The following is a 21496-nucleotide window of genomic DNA, read 5'->3' as shown; positions in this document are numbered from 1 at the left end:
CTGAGTATAGGAAAAGATGTCAGCCATTCTAGAGAGCGTTGAATACGTTAATAAGACGCAATGTGTCGTCGTTCTGCTGATTTATACGTCAGTATGACGACCTTTCTACGCACACTGTCCACTGTGGGAGCGGGCTTGCTCGCGAAGGCGGTGTGTCTGTCACTGCAGTATCCAATGAGCTATCGCCTTCGCGAGCAAGCCCGCTCCCACAAGAGACCGCGTTTAAACTGGCTGCCCCCGATCAATCTTGCTGCTCAAAATGATCGAAGTTGTAGTTTTTTCCACCCCATCCACACTGCCGATCTGATCCAGCAACTGGTCCAGCTGCTCCGGTGAATCCGTGCGCAACCACGCCACGTAGTCAAATTCGCCACTGACCGCACACAGTTGCTGGACTTGCGCCATGGCACTGAGCCGACGCAGCACTTCCTTTCCCGAACGCGGTTGCACGGTAATCCCCACATACGCCTGCAGCCCACCATCGACCACCCGCTGCCCCAGACGCACGCCATAACCGGTGATGACCTTCGCCCTTTCCAGCCGTGCTAGCCGGGATGTCACCGTGGTGCGGGCGATGCCCAGTTGCCTGGCGAGCATGGCCACGCTTTCGCGGGCATTGATCTGCAGGGCGGCGATCAATTGGCGGTCAATTTCATCAAGGACAGGTGGGCGAATGTCAGGCAAGGGGCGTCTCCAGCGGCATGAATCATTGGTGCTGCATGTTACAGGCCCGACCCGCTTCGCGGATGTTTGATCTAGGCTCAGTGGTGGATCTGCTGAAGACCGTTCAGGACATTTCTACCTGCGACAATTTGCCATAAGTAACTAGTTCGTACATTATTCCGCGCTTGTCACAAACGGGGAAAACGACCGACATGAATAATTCTGGGGCTGCCGGCGGCAGCAAATGGCTGCTGACAGGGCTGGGCGTGCTGATCGCTTTGATCGGGCTCGGCCTTGCGGGCGGTGGTGGTTACCTGGTTGCGCTAGGCGGCAGCTGGTACTTCCTGCTGATGGGCCTGGCGATGCTGGTATCCGGCCTGCTGATTGCTCGGCGCAAGCCGCAAGGGGCGTGGTTGTACGGTGTAGCGTTGATCCTGACCGCAATCTGGGCGGTGTGGGACACCGGGCTGGAATACTGGCCGCTGGTTTCCCGAGTGTTGACCTTTGCCGTGATCGGCCTGGTCGTGGCGCTGATTTACCCGACCCTGGTGCGGGCGTCCGGCGCGACGTCGGGACGCGGTGCCTATGGCCTCGCGGGTATCCTTGGAGTTGGCGTGGTAGCAACGCTGGCCTACATGTTTGTGCCGACCCATGTGGTCAAGGCCAGCAGTGAACCGGCTGTTACGCCGGTCACGCCAGGCACCGAGCAGAAAGACTGGGCGCACTGGGGCAATACCACCGCCGGCAACCGCTTCGCCGCGCTGGACCAGATCAACAAGGGCAACATCGACAAGCTGCAGGTCGCCTGGACCTTCCGCACGGGCGATATCCCGCAAAGCACCGGCGCCGGCGCAGAAGACCAGAACACTCCGCTGCAAATCGGCGACACGGTCTACACGTGCACCGCCTACGGCAAGGTGTTCGCCCTGGATGCCGACACCGGCGCACAGCGCTGGAAATTCGACCCGCAGGGCACCGCGCCAAACTGGCAGCGCTGCCGTGACCTGGGCTATTCCGAGACCCCTGCGGCCTCGGACGCTACGCCTGCTGCCTGCACCAAACGTCTGTTTCTGCCGACCGGTGATGCCCGTCTGATTGCGATCAACGCTGACACCGGCAAGCCGTGCGAAGAGTTTGGCGACCAGGGCACCGTCGACCTGAAAACCGACATGGGTGAAGTGAAAGCCGGTTATTACCAGCAGACTTCGACCCCGCTGGTTGCAGGCGATGTGGTGATCATCGGTGGCCGGGTGGCGGACAACTATTCCACGGGCGAGCCGCCAGGTGTCGTGCGTGCCTATGACGTGCGCAGTGGCGAGCTGGCGTGGGCCTGGGATCCGGGCAACCCAAACACCACCAAACGTCCGCCTGAGGGCGAGACCTACACCCGTGGCACGCCGAACGTCTGGTCGGCCATGTCCTATGACCCCAAACTCGGCCTGGTATATCTGCCAACCGGTAACGCCACCCCGGATTTCTTCGGCGGACAGCGCACCGAATTCGATGACAAGTGGAACTCGTCCATCGTCGCGGTGGACGTCAAGACCGGCCAGGTACGCTGGCACTTCCAGACTACCCACCACGACCTGTGGGACTTCGACCTGCCCGCGCAACCCTTGCTGTACGACGTGCCGGATGACAAGGGTGGCATGCAGCCGGCCCTGGCGCAGGTGACCAAGCAAGGCGAAATCTTCCTGCTCAACCGCGCAACCGGTGTACCTATTGCCCGCGTCGAAGAGCGCCCGGTTCCGCAGGGCAACGTACCTGGTGAACGCTACTCGCCGACCCAGCCGTTCTCGGTGGACATGCCCTCGATCGGCAACCAGAAACTCACCGAAGCCGACATGTGGGGCGCGACACCGTTCGATCAGTTGATGTGCCGCATCCAGTTCAAAGGCATGCGCCACGAAGGCGTCTACACCCCGCCGGGAATGGACCGCGCCCTGCAGTTCCCGGGCTCGCTGGGCGGCATGAACTGGGGCAGCGTCTCGGTCGACCCGAACACCCACTATATGTTTGTCAATGACATGCGCCTGGGCCTGGCCAACTACATGATCCCGCGCGACAAGATCGCCGCCGGGGCCAGCGGCATCGAAATGGGCGTGGTTCCCCAGGAAGGCACACCGTTCGGAGCCATGCGCGAACGCTTCCTGTCGGCCGCCGGCATTCCTTGCCAGAAGCCTCCGTTCGGCACCATGTCCGCGATTGATCTGAAGACTCACAAACTGATGTGGCAAGTCCCGGTCGGCACCGTCCAGGACACCGGCCCGCTGGGTATCCGCATGCACCTGCCGATCCCGATCGGCATGCCTACCCTGGGCGCCTCGCTGGCCACCCAATCCGGACTGCTGTTCTTCGCCGGCACCCAGGACTTCTACCTGCGCGCATTCGATACCGGCAACGGCAACGAAATCTGGAAATCGCGCCTGCCAGTAGGCAGCCAGTCCGGGCCAATGACTTACGTTTCGCCCAAGACTGGCAAGCAGTACATCCTGCTGACAGTGGGAGGCGCGCGGCAGTCGCCGGATCGTGGTGACTATGTGATTGCGTATGCGTTGCCTGAGTAAGGGCTGATTGGCTGAGATGAAAAACCGCGCGATTGCGCGGTTTTTTTATGGGGGCCGGCCGCCAGGATGGACACCTACCGTCGCTCGTAGTCGAATGCGATATCCAGGGATGCGAGGCGATGAAGATGACAAGCACGTTGCCCCCGGTAGTACGGGAACGAGCACTGCAGATTGCGCATCACGAAATGGGGCACTACGTGGTAGCGCGAGCCTTGGGGTTTGCAACCGGCGGTGTGACGCTTTCCGTGACCATGGACTTGCGACATCAGGGTGGTGCTTCAATCACCTTGGTGCGACCTATTTTGTCTATGCAGGACATGAAAACGCATCTGGAAGCCAGGGTGATGGTCCTTATGGCGGGGGCCATGGGACAGACATTGTCTTCCACGAATCCGGTCACCAAGCGGGTCGCCAAGTCCGAAGCCGTAGCCATTCTGAAAGGTGCACAGGGCGCTGAGCAGGACTACGCCAAAGTCAAAGAGCTTCAGTATCTGCTGCGCAATATCGCTTTCCCTGAAACCGATCCAGCGTCGTCCGACCAGGTAGCGGTGCAGCTCAAGGTGATTACAGACGACCTGTGGGCGCGGACGCAGAAAATCGTCGAGGAACTGGCCGAGACCATTACCGGGTTGGCAGGCGTGTTGGTGGATGCCATGGCTCTGGTGGAGCAGTGGGGGCGACCGGCGGATACGTATGAGGTTGTGTTGACTGCGGCGATGCTTGAGCGGCTGGGTTTGGTGCGGGGTATTCCATTGGTTCGGGTGGCACGATAAAAACGCAAAAGCCGCGCAATGCGCGGCTTTTTTGTTTGGTGGGCCCACACGGACTTGAACCGTGGACCAAAGGATTATGAGTCACAAGATTGGTGATCTTGAGCTACCTTGTGAAACATGAAAACCCCAGTTTCCAAGGTCTATAGCTTGATTCGACGTTTCTCGTTGTTTCCTGAAATCCTCTAGAGTTGCTATGATTCGTTGAGCAATTCGTTAAGAGAATTTAGGGGCTAGGAATGGCGCAGAAACTGGTTCACAGCAAGATCACGGCCTTGAAGAAAGGCACGCTTTCCGAGGCATTGGAGGGGAAAGGAGCAGGTTCGCTTATCTTTGAGCGTCGAGCTACTGGTGTGCTGGTTTACTTGAGTCTGCGCCGAGAAGGGAAGCAGGAGCGATTAAAGCTAGGGAACTACTCCGAAAAAACGTTGGTTGAGTGGCGGGCGTATGCCGCAGCTAAATCCTTGGAGATCCGCGCCTTCCCGAGTATTGACGCTTATCTGGTCGCAGAGGATGAGCGCCAGCGCTTAACCCAACGTGCAGCGGATGTTGAGGCAAGGCAGGGAACATTGGCTCAAATGCTGAGTGCCTATGTTGACGATATGGAGCGCAGGGGCAAGTCCAGTGCCAAGGCTGTGCGTGGTGCGCTTAAGCTAGATGTTCTCGATCCATTCCCTGAACTGTCGCAATGCAAGGCAAAGGAAGTCGAGCCCAGCGATATTGCGAACATCCTGCGTCGTTGTCTGACTCGCGCAGTCGCCAGCAAAGGGCGTGGCGTTCGCTTGACCAAGGCTTCAGCAACCAATGGTAAGAAACGGCAGGCTGATAAATTGCGCTCCTACCTCCAGGCGGCATTTTCGTTCGGGCTTGCGAGCGACCTAAACCCGCTCCGCGCTGGTGACGCTGTTCAATACGGTCTGAAATCAAACCCTGCGCGTGACGTTCCGACTATAGAAGGTGCTAATCAGGCGAATACCTGGGCGCTGACTAAGGAAGAACTGAAGGCGGTTGTCCTAGCCGTTGAGGATTTGCCTGAGCGCCGCCGTGCAATCGCAAAGGCAATGCTTTATCTAGCTGGGCAACGGGTAGAGATGCTTTGTCGTGTCGCTTGGGCCGACATCTATGACGATGGCGAGCATGGGGAGGTGATGCGGTTGATCGACCTCAAGGGCGGCAAAGGGAGTCCGCCGCGTGAGCATCTGTTGCCGATTACTCAGCGATTGCGTGAGATCCTATCGCCACTGTTAGCGCTTAGGGATGCAGGCAAGGCACCTGGGCCGTTCTCTCTGCGTGGAAAAGTCAGCATTACACCCGGCACCGCGCTAGATATTTTCTCAGCGCTTGGTGATCAGCTTTCGACAAAAGGGGAAACCCGCCGTTTCACTTGGCGTACGTTGCGCGCAACCATTGAAACGCACCTAGCCGCGCTGGGGGTGAATCAGGAACGCCGGGCGTGGTTACTGTCGCATGGTCGTTCGGGGGTGCAAGCAAAGCACTATGATCGATGGAACTATCTACCGGAAAAGCGCGGGGATTTGGATAAGTGGGCGCGTTATCTAGATGAGCTCGCGGGGAACCCGCAACGTGCGGAGGTTCTGGCGTTCACCAACAGGAGGTAAATCGCTAGGTGGCTCTAGAGCTCTGCCTTTTCTGACTTGTCTAAAAGCGACATGGAAAATGTCGCAAGCGGAACACTTCCAAGGAGTGGCGTTTATGTTTTTCTATATGAATCAATGCTTTACACAGATTCAGTGACCTTCAAGTCATTGAGTGACTGACTAGTCAGAAAAAGCCTAATTTGGTGGTGTTACAATGAGCATGTTCCAGAAACACGAAAACCTGCGATTCAAGGCGCAGGTTCTTGTATGCAATATCTGGATAAACCCTTTAACCAAATACCGCCGAAACGTAAAAGCTATTAGCAAGACGAAGGTTAGGTAGGAACCGCACCCAAGTCAAACGCTTTTTACGAGCAGGCGACCAATGTCAGGTCGTAACCATGCAGGAAAATATTAACACTGTCGCTCCGGTTTATTGCGCCTCCCGTGCCGTGTGCATGCATTTTGATATCAGCCGCACCACCCTTTGGCGACTAGCTCAACTTGAGGGCTTTCCCGAGCCTCTGAAGCTGGGGCGCGCCGTTAGGTATCGTCTCGACGAAGTCGAGGCATTCCTGCGCGATCAGGAGGCTTAATGATGGGTAACTTCCAACTCCGCAAGATCGCGGGGCCGAGCTCTGCTGCCCCTGAAAAAGCTACCGCTTTGGTTGATGTTAGCGCCGAAGCTCAGCGCCAGCGTGTACTGACCCTGCTTATGGATCATTCGCGCTCCACGTTTGAGCTACGCGACGCCTACAACGTGTTAATGCCAGCCGCTCGTGTCAAGGAGCTGAAAGAATTGGGTCATGAAATCCATCGGACTCTTTCGACTTTGCCCGATAGTGAAGGGCGTTTGCATCCGCGTATAGCGACCTACGCATTGATTAAATTGGCCGAAGACGAGGGCGCGGTATGAATGCCCAACAAGTCACGCAAGTGAAAGCCCTCGCAGGTCTATATCAAATGATCGGAAACGCCTCTTTGATCAGCGCCAACGATAACGACGATGCGCTCGCGATTAGCGTATTCGTACACGCCTTTGATTCTCTTAAATCCGCGCCGCTTGATGTGGTTGAAGTCAATCGCCGCTACCTGGCGGCATTCAATTCAGGCAAAGCGCTTGCGGGTCTGATTGAGGCGGAACGTGTCCAAATCATCGCCAGCTACCGTGGGGGTGTGCAATGACCGTCCCTACTCAGAAGCCTTTGCCAGATGTTGATGAGGCTTTGCGATTCCTGGCGTTATTAGACCCTGATTCGCAGCCACAAGACTGGCACTATCGAGCAATCCATCCGATGCAAGGGGCACACAAGGCAAACTCTTTGTATGACTTGCAGGCGAAAAATATTGCTGGGTGGGGCGCATACGCTGTTGTGAATGCGGGAGGGCATGACGCCGCTAGCATTATCCGCGTCCGAGCCTTGTATGTGGACTTCGACATCATCGACAACCACCTCGATAGGTTGGCGGCTGTCCCATTTGCCCCGTCGATCATTGTTGAGTCGTCACCCGGTAAGCATCACGCCTATTGGTGCGTTGATGGCGTGCCACTGAATGAGTTTGAAGCTGCCCAGCGAAAGCTGATTGCGTTGGTAGACAGTGACAAGAGCATTCACGATTTGCCGCGTGTGATGCGTCTGCCTGGGTTCAACCACACAAAGGCGGAGCCTGTAAGGTCGTGCATTGTTCACGAAGGCGGTCAGCGTTACACATGGGCCGAGTTCTCGGAATGGCTGGGCACGCTTAAGGAGCCACACCGAAGCGCCGCTAACGATCCTGTGGAGCGTGGCAGCAGTGATCACACAGAACTGTTGGCGGAGTTGTTGCAGGGTGAGAGTGTTCACGAAAACGCTTTGCGTATTGTTGGCCGATTGGTTGCAAATGGTGCCGACGATCAGTTGATCCATTTGGTTTTCTCCGCCGTAGCTCCTGAAGTGGCAAAGCAACGAGGTGCAGAGCGTGCCTCGGCGCTAATGGGTGTGGAACTGGCTGGAATGATTGAGGGGGCTCGACGCAAAGGGTATGCACCTGTTCCGGCGCGGCCATACTCAGAAATCAGTGCGGATGTGAAATTACTGAGTGATGAGAGCGAATCGTCCGATATTGAAAGCCTAGTAGCGGAGGCTTTGTCCCGGAGCCCTATCGAGCGTGACCGGCTGCTCAAAGCGATCAAGCAACAAACAGGTATCGGCTTGGGTACTTTGCGCGAGATGGCCCCGGCTGCGAATGATGATGATCATGAGGATCATCTTGAGCTTGCTCAGCGCGTTTTGGCTTCTATCGGTGCTGACAATATCCTGGCGTCCGGGCCACTGGTTTACGAGTGGTTGAGTCGCGGTGTCTGGAGAGTTGCTGAGGATCGAGCGGTTAAGCAGTTGGTTCAAACAGCGCTTGCGCCACACACGGCCATTACAGCGAACGTGGTCAATAACGTTGCAGATGTTTTCAAAACCGCGATTTACAGCAGGGATCATGACTTCAATTTGGGCGATCCTGAGTCTGTGAACTGCTTATCCGGGGCTCTGGTGCGGCATGATCTGACTGGTGAATGGGAGCTTGAGCCTCATGACAAGCTGGAGTTCCGAACCACTCAAGTTCCTATTGAGTACCAGTCTGAAGCCTCTGCACCTCGCTTCTCTCAGTTTCTAGGTGAGATTTTCGAGCCTGATAGCGATGGCAAGGAGAAGGCGCGGGCGCTGTTGGAAATGCTCGGATATACGCTGATGACGCATTGCAGGCATGAGCGATTCATTATGCTCATCGGTGGTGGCAGCAACGGTAAATCTGTTCTGCTGTCGGTGCTGGAGGCGCTGCTAGGGTCTGAGAATGTGTCCGGTGTGCAGCCTTCGCAATTCGACCGTGCTTTTTCTCGTGCGCATCTGCATATGAAGCTAGCCAACATCGTTACCGAAATCCGGGAGGGTGAGGTAATCGCTGATGCGGCATTGAAGGGCATTGTGTCGGGCGAGCCTGCGACGGTTGAGCATAAGTTCCAAGATCCGTTTGTGATGCGCCCATACGCCACTTGCTGGTTTGGGACGAACCACATGCCGCACACGCGGGACTTTTCTGATGCCTTGTTTCGGCGTGCGCTGGTCATTCGCTTTAACAGGAAGTTTGACGCCAGCTTGGGCCAGACGGACCCGATGCTTAAAGAGAAGCTGCTTGCTGAGCTCCCCGGCATTCTCAATCTGTCGTTGGCTGCGTATAGCAATGCGCTAGAGCATGGCTTTACTGATCCTGAGAGCAGTCGCCAAGCTAAAGAGGAATGGCGCTTAGAAGCTGATCAGGTGGCTCAGTTCGTTGATGATGTGTGTGAGCGAAGCGCATTAGGTAAAGTCGGTTCTCAAAAGCTGTATGACACGTTCACGAGTTGGGCGTCTGATCAGGGTATTGGTCAGAAGGTTAAGCAGAAATCTTTTGTAGATAGGCTGGAGCGGCTAGGCTTCGGGCGTACGCGTGATCGACATGGGAAGTATGTAAGTGGCTTGGAGATTCGTCCAGGTTGGAGCATGCAACAGCAATAACAAGAAGGGGCCATCGCGGCCCCTTTCTTTTGTGCAATGTGTGCCGCTTGTGCCGTGTTATCTGAGATACCCCAACCTCTCTAAAAATATAAATAGTGAAATCTCAATACATTATTTTTTCAGAAAGATAATGAATGTCGAAAAACCCGACACACCCGGCACACCCGGCACACATGACCAAGGTCTAATCGATTTACTCATACCCATGCTGGTGGCGATTTGCTATCGTGCTGCGTTCACATAGGAGAAACCATGAACACTCTAATCCTGATGGCGAAAGACGTTATTGCTCTTATGATTCCGGTTTTTGCTGCGTTCTTCGCATATTTTGGCTACATCTTCGGCGGGAACATTGGCGCTGGATTAGCAGGCGCATCTGGCTTTTTTATTGGTCTGGTGGGCTATGCGGTTTTTCAGGCAGCGGCTGCCAAGCAATAACGCTATTCCAGATAGCCTGCCGTCCCTGGCGGGCTTTCCTTACCCCAGCCGCTCTATGACCAGGATGAACAACGGGACTAACGCTTCGATCATCCGCACGACCAATTCAAAACACTGCACAGGCGCCTCCTCATGTGGCTGTTGATTACAGCGGCCAGTATGTGGAGGTTCTTTCGCGTGTTTCGGTGGGGGTTTGCATGGTTTTTGCGTTTCAAGACACCGGCAACAATCGACCGTCTGACGGCACCGTAACTGCCCCCGCTGAAAAGGTGACAAAAAATTAGCCTTGCTCTTTGTTGGCACTCTTGCGAATATGTCGCCACGTTAGATGGCACCAATGGAGCCGAGAGCATGAGCCGAACATTTGCCTATTGCCGAGTCAGTACCGCAGACCAAACCACTGATAACCAGGTGATGGAAATTGCCGCTGCTGGCTTTACTGTCGAACCTCAACGGACGATCACTGAAACCGTATCCGGCAGTGTCATGGCTATGCAGCGACCAGGGTTCGCCAAACTGTTAGAGCGTCTGGAGTCTGGAGACGTGTTGGTCACGACGAAGCTGGATCGGCTAGGCCGTAATGCTATGGACGTGCGCCAAACCGTCGAACACCTGGAAGCGATGGGTGTCCGGGTGCATTGCCTGGCACTGGGAGGCATGGACTTAACCAGTCCCGCGGGAAAGATGACGATGGGCGTCTTGGCTGCTGTAGCTGAGTTTGAGCGTGATCTACTGGTAGAACGCACCAATGCAGGACTTGAACGCGCCAAGGCTGAGGGCAAGCGTCTGGGCCGTCCTGTAGCGCACGACACCCGAGCCGCGGTATTGAAAGAAAAGAATGCTGGCCTTACTCAAGCCAAAGCAGCAAAAGTTCTAGATTTGTCGCTGCGCACTGTTAAACGCCATTGGATAGAGCCAGCGGTATGACGCACGTTGAAATCTGACTGACTGATCAAGGGCTACACCTGGACAATTCAACCAGGAACGCGCCAATGGTGTCTTTATGAACACGCTAGTTCCTAAAAGTTATCCTGTTCCTAGTTCCACTTCTGTTTTCCGGTGACTCTCAACACCACGACCCGGTGCCGAAGCCTGCAACGGTGGATATGCACCCCCAGTCAGGCTAGAGTGTGACGCGTCATATGACGGAATAAAACCATGCGTCACACCATAGATGAAGCCGCCAAACTGGTGGGAAGAACACGCCGGTGACTGCGCGGATATATTTGGAAGCCTCAAAGCTAGGCACTAAATCCTGACTCATATATCGCCTATATAGATAGCTTGCTAAGTGTTTCTGCGTTTATTTCACTGTTGGGAAAGTGTGATTTTACTTGCGATATAATAAGCACTGTTAATTAATTATATGCAGGTAAATAAACATGGCTCGACAACTTGTAAACGCTTCAGCTTCGCTTAATCCTAGCGACATGGAATCATTGGTTGGACTTCTTGAAGGCTTGGCAAAGGACATTGCGTCTATAAAGTCAGACCTGACTTTTCTTAAATCAGAAAACATGACGGCTAATCGAAAAATCGTTAGTGATAAGTTCGGTGAAGTAGTGGCTAAAGGGATGGGAAACAATGCCCAGGCATTAGCCAAGCTTGCGGGCCAACCTGCGCCAAACATTGAAAAACTCACCCCTGACCTCAACGAATATTTTTCCGGGAGGGCTTTCTAATGATTGCCGAAACCCGTAAGCCTGGGCGTCCTGTGGGCACCAGTAACCGCAACCTGCTGCAAAGCCTGCTGCACCGTATGGCGATGATCGAGGCAAGCCTAGGGCTCATCATGGTTCGCCTGGAGGCCCGCGCATGAGCGCTGTCGAATTGATTGCCCAGCATGAACAGCAACTAATCGACGCCGAACTGTTGCTCGCGACCCTCAATGAGCAGTGGGAGACAGCTTGCCGAGCTGGTGAAGACGTGGCGGCGCTCGAGGATCAAATTGACGCCACAGCACGGCTAACCAAACGGTTAAACCTTCGCCTGGAAGCCCTGCATTTGCAAGCCAAAGTCGAGGATCAACAAGCGAAAGTCGATAAGGGAAATGAGCAAGCCGCAGATGCAATAACAGCCATCGAACGGCTAGTAAATCATCGCAAGGCTATTTCATCTTTGGTCGCCAAGTTAAAGCCATTGATCGAGGCCCATACCGATGAGTTCACCAACGCTTTCAATTCAGCTCAGGAAGCCGGGCGCTATGTCACGCTTGCTGGTGTTCGTTCTGCCTTGGAGCAAATTCAGGATCTGGAATTGGGGAATGTAAGCGCACTGAACAATCTAGTTGGCACTCGCCAGAACCTGGCAATGGGTTTGGCGACCGCTGGGCATATCTGATCTAGAAGCCCGATCCTAATCGGTCGGGCAATACCAGGAGCGCAAGACATGCAGGCAGTCGATGAGCTTGAAGACGATCAACCCAGTGATGAGCAGTTGCTTATCTGGGCAATCGAGGCTGCCGAGGTAATGCCGCCCAGGCGCTGGCTAGCTAAACACGGCGGTTGGCTTACGTCGCACATGGAACATTGCAAGGGCAATTCGAAGAGTCGCTACAACGCACTAGTGAAAGGCATTGCCAAGGCAACTAAGCCGGTGCCAAACAAAGATGCTTCGCCATATCCTGGTGTGATGTGGGCTTAAACCATTCAATATGTCAGGTGGGCTAGCTCTGAAAGATCTAGCTAAGTAATTTAGATTTTTCTCTTTGGAACTCGTCTTCAGTTAATGCGCCCTTTTCCCTTAGTTCGGCTAATTTATACAGATCATGAGTTCTGCCGGATTGTAAAGCGGATAGCGCCGGGGTATTGGTAAGAGCCCAAATGAATGCGACGAGCCATCCTATAAATGTCCAACCAGCAAGAAAATTCAAGGCGGATATTGCTAGGGCTGAAGGGTGTTTTCTAAAGCAGGCTATGAATAGCGGCAGAAAATAAACTGCTATGCCTAGAGCAAGAAGAAAAAGGGTAGCGAAAAAATCCATAATGAATTTCCTTGATGGCTATCGGTGCTTATTCGTTTGTGTTGCTTTGAGGGGAGGTGGCGCAAGCGCCAGGCTCGTCGCCAGTACTGCCAGTGCCGTTCTCATATCGATCCCTGGTGGCGTGATTTTTCACAGCATACGCTCGGATGAAATCAAAAGGCCACTGCTTAACGCACGTCAAATTGGTGGCGTGGAAGCACAGGCTGCATTCGTTGAGCAATTCGTTAGGAATTTTCGTCAAAAAACAAAAAAGGCCTACGCCGTTAAGCGTAAGCCTTTGATTTGTATGGTGGGCCCACACGGACTCGAACCGTGGACCAAAGGATTATGAGTCCTCTGCTCTAACCAACTGAGCTATAGGCCCTCAGTAGGTCGCGGATTATAACGATGGTTTCTCGGCTGTGCTATCCGAAAAGCTTGAAACTGTTGTACGAAGAAATGTCGCGGCGAATTCGTCGGGGGGCAGGGGCAGGCTGACGATGTAACCCTGGATCTGTTCACAGCCTTCGGCGGCCAGGAATTGTTGCTGGGCCTGGGTCTCGACACCTTCGGCGATCACGGTGAATTGCATGCTGCGGCCCAGGGCGATGATTGCGCGCACGATGGCCACATCGTGCGGGTCGTCTGGCAGGCCGCGGACGAAAGACTGGTCGATCTTGAGGATGTCCAGCGGCAGCCGCTTCAGGTAGCTCAGGGATGAGTAACCGGTGCCGAAGTCGTCGATCGCCAGTTGCACGCCCAGATGCTTGAGCTGATGCAGGACTGTCAGCGCTTCCTCCGCCTGGCTCATGATGAAGTTTTCGGTAATTTCCAGTTGCAGTAAATCCGGTCTGAGGCGGTTGTCCTTCAGCAGTTGTTCGATACGCCCGAGCAGGTTGGGCTGGCGCAACTGGGCGCCGGCCAGGTTGACCGATAGCGGGCCGAGGCAATGGTAGAGCTGGTTCCACTCGAACATCTGGCGGCACGCGGTTTCCAGCACCCAGTCGCCGATTTGCAGGATCATGCCGTTTTCTTCGGCCAGGGCGATGAAGTGCTCTGGCGGAACGTCACCGAAAGTCGGGTGGCGCCAGCGAATCAGTGCTTCGGCGCCGACCAGTCGATGATCGTCCAGGCTGATTTTCGGCTGGTAGTGCAGGTGCAGCTCGTTGCGTTCGATGGCGCGGCGCAGTTCGTGTTCCAGCGCTACCCGTTCACTGGCCTGGGCGGTCAGGTCGCGGGTATAGCTTTCGACGCGGTTGCGGCCCTTGGCTTTGGAGCGGTACATCGCAGCGTCAGCATTCTTGACCAGCGTGGCCACGTCGCTGCCGTCACGGGGATAGAGGCTGGTGCCAATGCTGGCGCTGATGAAAAACTCATGTTCGCCGGCCTGGAACGGCGCCGCGAAGCAATTGAGCAGCTTGTTGGCAATGTGGTCGGCATCGCTGGGCTGTTGCAGCCCCGGCAGCAGGATGATGAATTCATCGCCGCCGAGTCGCGCCACGGTGTCGATGTCCCGCAGCTGATCCTTGAGGCGCACGGCGATGCCCTTGAGCAACAGGTCACCAACCGGATGGCCGAGGCTGTCGTTGATGTGTTTGAAACGGTCGAGGTCGAGGAACAGCACTGCGCCCTGGCTGCCGGTTTCCTGCTGGTTATTCAGGGCGGTGTGCAGTCGGCTTTCGAACAGGGTGCGGTTCGGCAGGCCGGTCAGCGGGTCGTGGTGCGCCTGGTAGTCGAGCTTGGCCTGGGCGTGCTTGAGGCTGGAAATATCAGCGAAGACGGCGACGAAGTGGGTGATGAATCGATCACGGTTGCGCACCGCGCTGATGGTCAGCCAGCTGGGATACAACTCGCCGTTTTTACGGCGGTTGGAAATCTCGCCCTGCCAATGACCTTCGGCGGTCAGCTGATGCCACATGGCGGCGTAGAACGCGCTGTCATGCAGGCCCGAGGCGAGCAGGCGAGGGGTGTGGCCAAGGGCTTCGCTTTCGCTGTAGCCGGTAATTTCGGTGAACGCGCGGTTGACCGCGCTGATGTGCTGTTGGGTGTCGGTGATCAACACGCCTTCGGCAGTACTCTCGAATACGGTGGCGGCCTGTTGCAGCTTCTCCTGCATCAGGTGGCGTTCAGTGATGTCGCGGGCGATGGTCAGCATGCAATCTTCATTGCCGATGGGTAGCGGTCGACTGGACACCTCACACAGGCGGATCTGCCCGTCGCTGCGGCGGATGTGGCAGCTGAAGTCGCGGACAAAACCGTCGCGCTTGAGCAGGTCGAGCATCTGCTTACGCTCGTTGAGGTTGACCCAGATGCCCAATTCCAGGGAAGAGCGATCCACCGACATCGCGCTGTTGAAGCCGGTGATGCGGCTGAATCCGTCGTTGACCTCCATCAGCAGGCCGTCGCTTTGGCGCGACAGCAGCAGGCCGTCCGGGGATGCGTGGAACGCCTTGGCGAACTTCTCTTCGGAGATTTGCAGCTGCTGTTGGGTCTCCTTGAGTTGGCTGATGTCGCGCACGACCACAACCAGCGCCGGGGTGGCATCGAGGTCGAAGGGCTCGGCGGAGATCAGGCCGGTGAATACTTGGCCGTTGCTGCGGCGAAAGGGCATCTCGAGGTTACGGATGCTGCCTGCCTGCAGTCGCTGCAGCAGACCTGGCCCGACCCCGGGAATGCCCCAGATGTTCAGGTCGGTGGCGGTCTGGCCGATAACTTCCTCGGCGGTGAGGCCGATCTGCTCCTCGAACGCTTCGTTGACCTCCAGCAGGCAGCCGTCGGACAGTCGCGCGATGACCAGAATGTCGGGGCACTGCTGGAACACCGAGGCGAACTTCTGCTCTGACAGGCGCAGCGCTTCTTCGGTGCGTTTGGCGTCGCTGATGTCGATCATCAAGCCGCGCAGCACCGGTTCATGTCCGTGCTCGATCAGGCTGACGATGTCGCGCACCCACAGACACCGCCCGTCTGCCGTGATGACCCGGTAATCGACCGTATGATCACGCCCGGCCAGGACTTCGTGATCGCAGAAGGTTTGGGCACGAGTCAGGTCCGCAGGGTGAATGATGTTGCGCCAGAAGCCCGGGATCAGCCAGTGGGAGAGCGGGTAGCCGAGCAGGTCTTCGGCATGCGGCGACACGTAGCTGTAGGTGAAGTCGCTGATGCGCGCTTCCCAGGCAATGGCCGAAAGGCTCTCGACCAGGCCGCGGTAGTGATACTCGCTGCTGCGCAATTCCTGCTCGAGATCGACCCGGCGGGAGATTTCCGAGCTCAGTCGGCGATTGATCCTGATCACCACGGCCAGCACGGTGATCAGTAGTAACAGTCCCGGCAGGCCGTAAACCAGCAGGTCGGACCAGAATGTCCGATGGTCCAGTACGTTGCCGACCCAGCGCTCCTGAATGGCGCTGATTTGCGCTGGGCTCATGTCCGCCAGGACCTTGTCCAGGATGCCAACCAATATCTTGTTGTCCTTGGGCACGCCCATGGCCAGTTGATAGCGATAGGGCGTCTCGCCGCTGACGTACAGACCGTCCAGCTTGAGTTGGCGCAGACTCCAGACGCTGGAGGCGAGATCGCCGACCACGGCGTCCACCTCATCCGTCGCCAGCGCCTGCAGCGCCGAGCTGACGTTGGGCATGGCCACCAGGTTCAGGTCCGGATGATGGGTGCGCAGGAGTTCATGGGGTGCGTAGTTGTCCACAACGGCAATTTTCAGCCCGTACAGGTCGGCGATTTTGCGCGGCTGGGCGCCCCCGACATGGGCGAGGATGACAATTGGAAAGTCGAGATAGGGGCGAGTGAAGGATAAATATGACTGGCGTTCCGGGGTCGACATGATGCCTGGCAACAGATCCAGCTTGCCTTCCCTGGCCTGTTCCAGGACCACTGTCCAGCTGACAGGCTCCACGGGTTTCAGGTCGACGGACAGGCGTTGTCGAATCACGTCGATATAGTCTGCCGCAAGGCCCTGATAATGGCCCTGGTCGTCACGAAATTCGAACGGTGGCCAGGATGCATCTACACCCAGGCGCAAGTGCGGATGGGCGTCCAGCCAGCTACGTTCTTCGTCGGTCAGAGTCAGCGCGCCAGCCGTTGCGGTCCAGGTCATCAGCGACAGCAAAAAAAGCACGGTCGGCAGTCTGGGCATAACGGTCTCGTTATGGCTCGGGGGAATGTTTCGAGTGTAGACGGGCAATTCGGCGGGTGGGAAGTGCGGGGGATTTAATCTGCATAAAGCAAAACCCCCGGCCTGGGCCGGGGGTTTTGTGATCACTCGTCGAGGAAGGAGCGAAGATGCTCGCTTCTCGTCGGGTGGCGCAGCTTGCGCAGCGCCTTGGCTTCGATCTGACGAATCCGTTCACGGGTCACGTCGAACTGCTTACCAACCTCCTCGAGGGTGTGGTCGGTATTCATGTCGATACCGAAGCGCATGCGCAGTACCTTGGCTTCACGGGCAGTGAGGCCGGACAGTACTTCGCGAGTCGCTTCTTTAAGGCTCTCAACAGTGGCTACATCGATTGGCGACTGCATGGTCGAGTCTTCGATGAAGTCACCCAGATGGGAGTCTTCGTCATCACCGATCGGGGTTTCCATGGAGATCGGCTCTTTAGCGATCTTCAATACCTTGCGGATCTTGTCCTCAGGCATTTCCATGCGTTCGCCCAGCTCTTCCGGGGTCGGTTCGCGCCCCATTTCCTGCAACATCTGCCGGGAAATACGGTTGAGCTTGTTGATCGTCTCGATCATGTGCACCGGAATACGGATGGTGCGGGCCTGGTCGGCGATCGAGCGAGTGATCGCCTGACGGATCCACCAGGTGGCATAAGTCGAGAATTTGTAGCCGCGGCGGTATTCAAACTTGTCTACCGCTTTCATCAAGCCGATGTTGCCTTCCTGGATCAGATCGAGGAATTGCAGGCCACGGTTGGTGTACTTCTTGGCGATGGAGATCACCAGACGCAAGTTCGCTTCAACCATCTCTTTCTTCGCGCGGCGGGCCTTGGCCTCACCGATCGACATGCGACGGTTGATGTCCTTGATCTCGGCGATCGTCAAACCGGTTTCGGTTTCCAGCGCAGTCAGCTTCTGCTGGCAACGAATGATGTCCGGCTGCAGGCGACCAATGGCTTCAGCGTATTTGCTTTTGCCTTTGGCCAGTGCGTCGGTCCAGCTTTCGTCAACTTCGTTGCCCGGGAACTGGCGCAGGAAGTCGGCACGCGGCATGCGCGCATCACGAACGCAAAGCTGCATGATCGCGCGCTCTTGCTGACGCAGACGATCCAGGGCACTGCGAACACGCTCGACCAGGCCTTCGAATTGCTTCGGCACCAGTTTGATCGGCATGAACAGCTCAGCCAGCAGCACCAGCTCGGCAATTGCCAGCTTGTTGCCACGACCGTGCTTTTTCAGGGCCTTGCGGGTAACTTCCATCTGGTCGGAGACAGCGCCAAAACGCTGCGCTGCGATGACCGGATCCGGACCGCTTTCGGCTTCTTCTTCGTCGTCAGTTGCTTCGGCGTCATCGTCGTCGGTGTCGTCGTCCGCTTTCACGGCTTTCGGATCGACTGGCGGCGGCACTTCTGCAGCAGGCGGCGCAATGCCGTCGTCCGGGTCGATATAACCGCTCAGGACGTCGGACAGGCGGCCACCTTCGGTGGTGACGCGAGTGTACTCGGAGAGAATATGGTCAACCGTGCCAGGGAAGTGCGCGATTGCGCCCATCACTTCGCGGATGCCCTCTTCAATACGCTTGGCGATTTCAATTTCGCCTTCACGAGTGAGGAGCTCTACCGTACCCATTTCACGCATGTACATGCGCACTGGGTCGGTGGTGCGACCAATGTCGGTCTCGACCGCTGCCAACGCTGCTGCTGCCTCTTCGGCCGCGGCTTCGTCGGTATCGGCGTCGGCCAGCATAAGGGAATCCTTATCTGGCGCAACCTCGAATACGTTGATCCCCATGTCGTTGATCATGCGGATGATGTCTTCCACCTGTTCCGGATCTGAAATATCCTCCGGCAGGTGGTCGTTGACCTCCGCGTAAGTCAGGTAACCCTGCTCACGACCAAGTGTGATCAACTCTTTGATACGAGACTGCTGTTGCGCTTTTCCGGACATAACACCCTATCCACTGAAGGTCTTGGCGGGCAAAAAACAAGCCGAGGATTATACCTGAGCTATGACCTCACGCGCCAGTTGAGGTCGGGTTTGATACAGCCACATTACGTTTTAATAGGTCGCGCATCTGATTTGCGATCTGATTTGCTTCCTCGGCAGTCAATCCTGGCTGCCTTGCTTTCCTGATCAGAACTTCCAGGCTGTCTGTGTGTTGACCTGCTGATAACCTAGTAATGGTGTCTAAAAACTGTTGTTCAAGGTTGTCGCCGTCAATCAGCCACTCCTTTTCCGCCAAAGCCTTCAGCAGGCGACCCTGTTCGGTGCCGTGCCAGCGGGCCATCAACTGGATAGAGTTTAGCTTAGGATTTTTCTGCACCGCCTCGATAAGGGCGACCAGCAGTTGTGCGTAGGTATTGCTCTCATTGGCGAAATGGTCGGCGGTTTCGACCTTGCCGGCCAGTTGCGGATGATGAATAAGCGTGCGAAGGGCAATCAGCGTAGGGGCTTCGACAGCGATCGGAGTGCGCGGCGCGCTCTGCTGATCGCGATCACCGCCGCGCTTGCCATTCTTGTCCCACGGCTTCTTGTCCCACTTCTTACCGCCGGCGCCGGGTTTCTTCGGCGTCCACTCCTGCTGCGGCGCGTACATGTCCGCAGACTGCGGCTGATGGTAGTCGCTGTAGTCGGGCATGGCGTCGTAATCGATGCCCGGATCGTAGGCCGGCGGCGCATCTTGCGGTGCGCTTTGCACCAGCTGGCTGACGGCTTCGCCACTCAGGCCGGTGATTTCGCTCAGGCGCTGACGCATCAAGATGCGCAAGTTGGCACCGGGGACTTTGTCGATCAGCGGTGCGGCCAGCGTGGCCATGTGGGCCTTGCCTTCCAGCGAGCGTGGGTCTGATTCTTCAGTCAGCTGCTGAAAAAAGTAATCGGCGAGCGGTTGGGCGTGTTGGTTGATCCGAGCGCGGAAGGCATCGGTGCCTTCCGAGCGCACCAGCGTATCCGGGTCCTCGCCTTCCGGCAGGAACAGAAAGCGCGCACGCCGCCCATCCTGCAGGCACGGCAATGTTGCCTCGAGTGCGCGCCAGGCGGCGTTGCGGCCGGCCTGGTCGCCGTCAAAGCAGAACAGCACGTTGGGCACCACACGAAACAGTCGCTTCAAGTGCTCTTCGCTGGTGGCAGTGCCCAGGGTTGCGACGGCATTGCGCAGGCCTTGTTGCGCCAGGGCAATGACGTCCATGTAGCCTTCGACCACGATGATTTCATCGAGATTGCGATTGTTCTTGCGTGCTTCGTAAAGGCCGTAGAGCTCCTGGCCTTTGTGAAACACCGGGGTTTCCGGCGAGTTCAGGTATTTGGGCTTGTCGTCGCCCAGTACCCTGCCGCCAAAAGCAATGATGCGGCCCCGGCTGTCGCGGATCGGGAACATCACGCGATCGCGAAAGCGATCATAGCGTTTGCCGGTTTCGGCGTTCTCGATCAGCAGGCCGGCATCGACCATGGCTTTCTGCTGCAAAGTGTCGCTGCTCAGGTGCTTGAACAGGTTGTCCCAGCCAGGCGGAGCGAAACCAAGGCCAAAGTCCCGGGCTATTTCGCCGGTCAGGCCGCGGCCTTTCAGGTAATCCACGGCGGCCTTGCGCGATGGGTGGCTTTTGAGCGCCTGCCGATAAAATTCGGCGGCGGCGGTCAGCAGCGGGTACAGCGGGGAGTCGGTCGGCTGGCGCGGCTTGTGCGGCCGACCGCTTTCTTCCCTGGGGATTTCCATGCCCGCGGCTTTGGCGAGCTCTTCGACGGCCTGGACGAAATCCAGGTTGTCGTGGTCCATCATGAAGCCGAGGGCGTTACCGCCAGCGCCGCAACCAAAGCAATAGTAGAACTGCTTGTCGGGGCTGACACTGAAAGACGGGGTTTTTTCTTTGTGGAACGGGCAGCAGGCAGTGTAGTTCTTGCCGGCTTTTTTCATTTGCAGGCGCGAGCTCACCACATCGACGATGTCGGTGCGGTTCAGAAGGTCGTCAATGAAGCTCTGGGGAATTAGCCCGGCCATGGCGTTCTCGTCATCTGCGCTGAATGGATCCAAAACCTGCGGCGAGCGAGCGCGGTCCGTTGCTTGAGGCGCGTGTTAAAGCGGCTCGAACCTGTCGTTTGCGTAATCGCTGTAGGGAAGTGTATCTGCCGAAAATCAACTGACGTTAGTTCCAATCAGTATTCGACCATTTGAAAATATTGCGCTGAAATCCGCTACCGCCAGTCGGTGGCCTCGGATAGCTCATAAGCGGGCACGCAAGAGGGTGCCTTGGGCTGATCGTCGTGAGAGGAATCAGTGGGTGTGCTCGTCAGTAGCCTTGGAAGGCTCGTCAGAAAAGACGTGCACCGCTGGCAAAAGAGCCAGGTCTGACGCTGTGAAGCAGATTTGTCTCGGTCGCGTCTGCGGCTTTGACGGTGAAGCATCAAGCGTTTTCCGCAAATGCCATAAGCCCGGCTGAGGGCCGGGCTTGGCAGAAGCTTGCTACGAACGTCTGTGTATTAGTACAGACGAACGGCGCGGCGCTGTTCGCGCTGTACTTTCTTGGCGTGACGCTTAACAGCGGCTGCTGCTTTACGTTTACGCTCAGAAGTAGGCTTCTCGTAGAATTCGCGGCTACGAACTTCAGCCAGTACACCGGCTTTTTCGCAGGAGCGCTTGAAACGACGCAGAGCTACGTCGAAGGGTTCGTTCTCTTTTACTTTGACGGCTGGCATCCAGAGCTACCTTCATTCATTACCGGGGTCAACATCCTCGTGGCAAAAGAGCACTTGAAGACGTCGGTTTTTAAGGGTTGCGGATGTTAACCCCTCATCGCTCGGAATGCAA

At 56.6% G+C, this 21496-nt stretch carries 18 protein-coding genes and 1 tRNA gene; 12 read left to right on the top strand and 7 right to left on the bottom strand.

The features are described 5' to 3' along the window. Positions 1-222 precede the first annotated feature (222 nt). Positions 223-684 (bottom strand): Lrp/AsnC family transcriptional regulator, encoded by a 462-nt coding sequence (locus ORL50_RS00335; protein ID WP_266009041.1) that lies wholly within the window; start codon positions 682-684, stop codon positions 223-225. Positions 685-875: 191 nt separating this feature from the next. Here ORL50_RS00335 and ORL50_RS00330 point away from each other — a divergent pair, with 191 nt between their 5' ends. The 12 genes from ORL50_RS00330 to ORL50_RS00275 all read left to right on the top strand — a co-directional run bounded on the left by ORL50_RS00330 (position 876) and on the right by ORL50_RS00275 (position 12206). Beyond that, on the top strand, positions 876-3230 hold the full coding sequence (locus ORL50_RS00330) for a glucose/quinate/shikimate family membrane-bound PQQ-dependent dehydrogenase (protein ID WP_266009039.1): 2355 nt from the start codon (positions 876-878) through the stop codon (positions 3228-3230). A gap of 125 nt (positions 3231-3355) precedes the next feature. Beyond that, positions 3356-4003 (top strand): peptidase M41, encoded by a 648-nt coding sequence (locus ORL50_RS00325; protein ID WP_266009682.1) that lies wholly within the window; start codon positions 3356-3358, stop codon positions 4001-4003. A gap of 236 nt (positions 4004-4239) precedes the next feature. Beyond that, positions 4240-5619: a tyrosine-type recombinase/integrase gene (locus ORL50_RS00320; RefSeq protein WP_087716043.1), complete on the top strand. Its 1380-nt coding sequence runs from the start codon at positions 4240-4242 to the stop codon at positions 5617-5619. A 574-nt stretch (positions 5620-6193) separates the two neighbouring features. Next, positions 6194-6514 carry a helix-turn-helix domain-containing protein gene (locus ORL50_RS00315; protein WP_266009035.1) on the top strand — a complete coding sequence of 107 codons (321 nt, stop codon included), beginning with the start codon at positions 6194-6196 and terminating at the stop codon, positions 6512-6514. Continuing rightward, a complete protein-coding gene (locus ORL50_RS00310; protein WP_236269792.1) occupies positions 6511-6783 on the top strand; it encodes a hypothetical protein in 273 nt (90 codons plus the stop codon). Before ORL50_RS00315 ends, ORL50_RS00310 begins: the two co-directional genes overlap by 4 nt. Continuing rightward, a complete protein-coding gene (locus ORL50_RS00305) occupies positions 6780-9125 on the top strand; it encodes a phage/plasmid primase, P4 family (RefSeq protein WP_266009033.1) in 2346 nt (781 codons plus the stop codon). The genes ORL50_RS00310 and ORL50_RS00305 overlap by 4 nt, the downstream gene beginning before the upstream one ends. Positions 9126-9377: 252 nt before the next feature. Beyond that, positions 9378-9563: a hypothetical protein gene (locus ORL50_RS00300; RefSeq protein WP_236269794.1), complete on the top strand. Its 186-nt coding sequence runs from the start codon at positions 9378-9380 to the stop codon at positions 9561-9563. Between the two features lie 351 nt (positions 9564-9914). Continuing rightward, positions 9915-10490 carry a recombinase family protein gene (locus ORL50_RS00295; protein ID WP_266009028.1) on the top strand — a complete coding sequence of 192 codons (576 nt, stop codon included), beginning with the start codon at positions 9915-9917 and terminating at the stop codon, positions 10488-10490. A 455-nt stretch (positions 10491-10945) separates the two neighbouring features. After that, complete coding sequence (locus tag ORL50_RS00290; RefSeq protein ID WP_266009026.1) at positions 10946-11245, top strand: hypothetical protein; 300 nt, start codon at positions 10946-10948, stop codon at positions 11243-11245. Beyond that, positions 11245-11382 carry a hypothetical protein gene (locus tag ORL50_RS00285; RefSeq protein ID WP_266009024.1) on the top strand — a complete coding sequence of 46 codons (138 nt, stop codon included), beginning with the start codon at positions 11245-11247 and terminating at the stop codon, positions 11380-11382. The genes ORL50_RS00290 and ORL50_RS00285 overlap by 1 nt, the downstream gene beginning before the upstream one ends. Then, positions 11379-11903: a hypothetical protein gene (locus ORL50_RS00280; protein WP_266009022.1), complete on the top strand. Its 525-nt coding sequence runs from the start codon at positions 11379-11381 to the stop codon at positions 11901-11903. The genes ORL50_RS00285 and ORL50_RS00280 overlap by 4 nt, the downstream gene beginning before the upstream one ends. 48 nt (positions 11904-11951) lie before the next feature. Beyond that, positions 11952-12206 (top strand): hypothetical protein, encoded by a 255-nt coding sequence (locus tag ORL50_RS00275; RefSeq protein ID WP_266009020.1) that lies wholly within the window; start codon positions 11952-11954, stop codon positions 12204-12206. A gap of 37 nt (positions 12207-12243) precedes the next feature. Here the strand turns inward: ORL50_RS00275 and ORL50_RS00270 are convergent, their stop codons facing one another. The 6 genes from ORL50_RS00270 to rpsU all read right to left on the bottom strand — a co-directional run bounded on the left by ORL50_RS00270 (position 12244) and on the right by rpsU (position 21384). Beyond that, complete coding sequence (locus ORL50_RS00270; protein WP_266009018.1) at positions 12244-12546, bottom strand: superinfection immunity protein; 303 nt, start codon at positions 12544-12546, stop codon at positions 12244-12246. Between the two features lie 287 nt (positions 12547-12833). Continuing rightward, positions 12834-12910, bottom strand: a tRNA-Ile gene (locus ORL50_RS00265). A gap of 15 nt (positions 12911-12925) precedes the next feature. Then, a complete protein-coding gene (locus tag ORL50_RS00260) occupies positions 12926-16672 on the bottom strand; it encodes a bifunctional diguanylate cyclase/phosphodiesterase (protein WP_266009016.1) in 3747 nt (1248 codons plus the stop codon). Positions 16673-16794: 122 nt separating this feature from the next. Then, positions 16795-18642 carry an RNA polymerase sigma factor RpoD gene (gene rpoD, locus ORL50_RS00255; RefSeq protein WP_266009014.1) on the bottom strand — a complete coding sequence of 616 codons (1848 nt, stop codon included), beginning with the start codon at positions 18640-18642 and terminating at the stop codon, positions 16795-16797. A gap of 67 nt (positions 18643-18709) precedes the next feature. Further along, positions 18710-20689, bottom strand: a complete 1980-nt coding sequence (gene dnaG, locus ORL50_RS00250) for a DNA primase (RefSeq protein ID WP_266009012.1) — start codon at positions 20687-20689, stop codon at positions 18710-18712. 479 nt (positions 20690-21168) lie between these two features. Continuing rightward, on the bottom strand, positions 21169-21384 hold the full coding sequence (gene rpsU / locus ORL50_RS00245) for a 30S ribosomal protein S21 (RefSeq protein WP_002551877.1): 216 nt from the start codon (positions 21382-21384) through the stop codon (positions 21169-21171). Between the last annotated feature and the right edge of the window lie 112 nt (positions 21385-21496).

This window comes from Pseudomonas sp. RIT-562 (genome assembly GCF_026241895.1).
GTDB lineage: Bacteria > Pseudomonadota > Gammaproteobacteria > Pseudomonadales > Pseudomonadaceae > Aquipseudomonas > Aquipseudomonas mandelii_F.
Note: the sequence above shows the minus strand (reverse complement) of the source record. Positions and strands in the feature narration are given on the sequence as shown.

Excerpts from the sequence above, each read along its gene's own strand:
- ORL50_RS00330 (WP_266009039.1), top strand. The coding sequence starts at position 876 with ATGAATAATTCTGGGGCTGCCGGCGGCAGCAAATGGCTGCTGACAGGG.
- ORL50_RS00325 (WP_266009682.1), top strand. The coding sequence starts at position 3,356 with ATGACAAGCACGTTGCCCCCGGTAGTACGGGAACGAGCACTGCAGATT.
- ORL50_RS00320 (WP_087716043.1), top strand. The coding sequence starts at position 4,240 with ATGGCGCAGAAACTGGTTCACAGCAAGATCACGGCCTTGAAGAAAGGC.
- ORL50_RS00315 (WP_266009035.1), top strand. The coding sequence starts at position 6,194 with ATGATGGGTAACTTCCAACTCCGCAAGATCGCGGGGCCGAGCTCTGCT.
- ORL50_RS00310 (WP_236269792.1), top strand. The coding sequence starts at position 6,511 with ATGAATGCCCAACAAGTCACGCAAGTGAAAGCCCTCGCAGGTCTATAT.
- ORL50_RS00305 (WP_266009033.1), top strand. The coding sequence starts at position 6,780 with ATGACCGTCCCTACTCAGAAGCCTTTGCCAGATGTTGATGAGGCTTTG.
- ORL50_RS00300 (WP_236269794.1), top strand. The coding sequence starts at position 9,378 with ATGAACACTCTAATCCTGATGGCGAAAGACGTTATTGCTCTTATGATT.
- ORL50_RS00295 (WP_266009028.1), top strand. The coding sequence starts at position 9,915 with ATGAGCCGAACATTTGCCTATTGCCGAGTCAGTACCGCAGACCAAACC.
- ORL50_RS00290 (WP_266009026.1), top strand. The coding sequence starts at position 10,946 with ATGGCTCGACAACTTGTAAACGCTTCAGCTTCGCTTAATCCTAGCGAC.
- ORL50_RS00285 (WP_266009024.1), top strand. The coding sequence starts at position 11,245 with ATGATTGCCGAAACCCGTAAGCCTGGGCGTCCTGTGGGCACCAGTAAC.
- ORL50_RS00280 (WP_266009022.1), top strand. The coding sequence starts at position 11,379 with ATGAGCGCTGTCGAATTGATTGCCCAGCATGAACAGCAACTAATCGAC.
- ORL50_RS00275 (WP_266009020.1), top strand. The coding sequence starts at position 11,952 with ATGCAGGCAGTCGATGAGCTTGAAGACGATCAACCCAGTGATGAGCAG.
- ORL50_RS00270 (WP_266009018.1), bottom strand. The coding sequence starts at position 12,546 with ATGGATTTTTTCGCTACCCTTTTTCTTCTTGCTCTAGGCATAGCAGTT.
- ORL50_RS00260 (WP_266009016.1), bottom strand. The coding sequence starts at position 16,672 with ATGCCCAGACTGCCGACCGTGCTTTTTTTGCTGTCGCTGATGACCTGG.
- rpoD (WP_266009014.1), bottom strand. The coding sequence starts at position 18,642 with ATGTCCGGAAAAGCGCAACAGCAGTCTCGTATCAAAGAGTTGATCACA.
- dnaG (WP_266009012.1), bottom strand. The coding sequence starts at position 20,689 with ATGGCCGGGCTAATTCCCCAGAGCTTCATTGACGACCTTCTGAACCGC.
- rpsU (WP_002551877.1), bottom strand. The coding sequence starts at position 21,384 with ATGCCAGCCGTCAAAGTAAAAGAGAACGAACCCTTCGACGTAGCTCTG.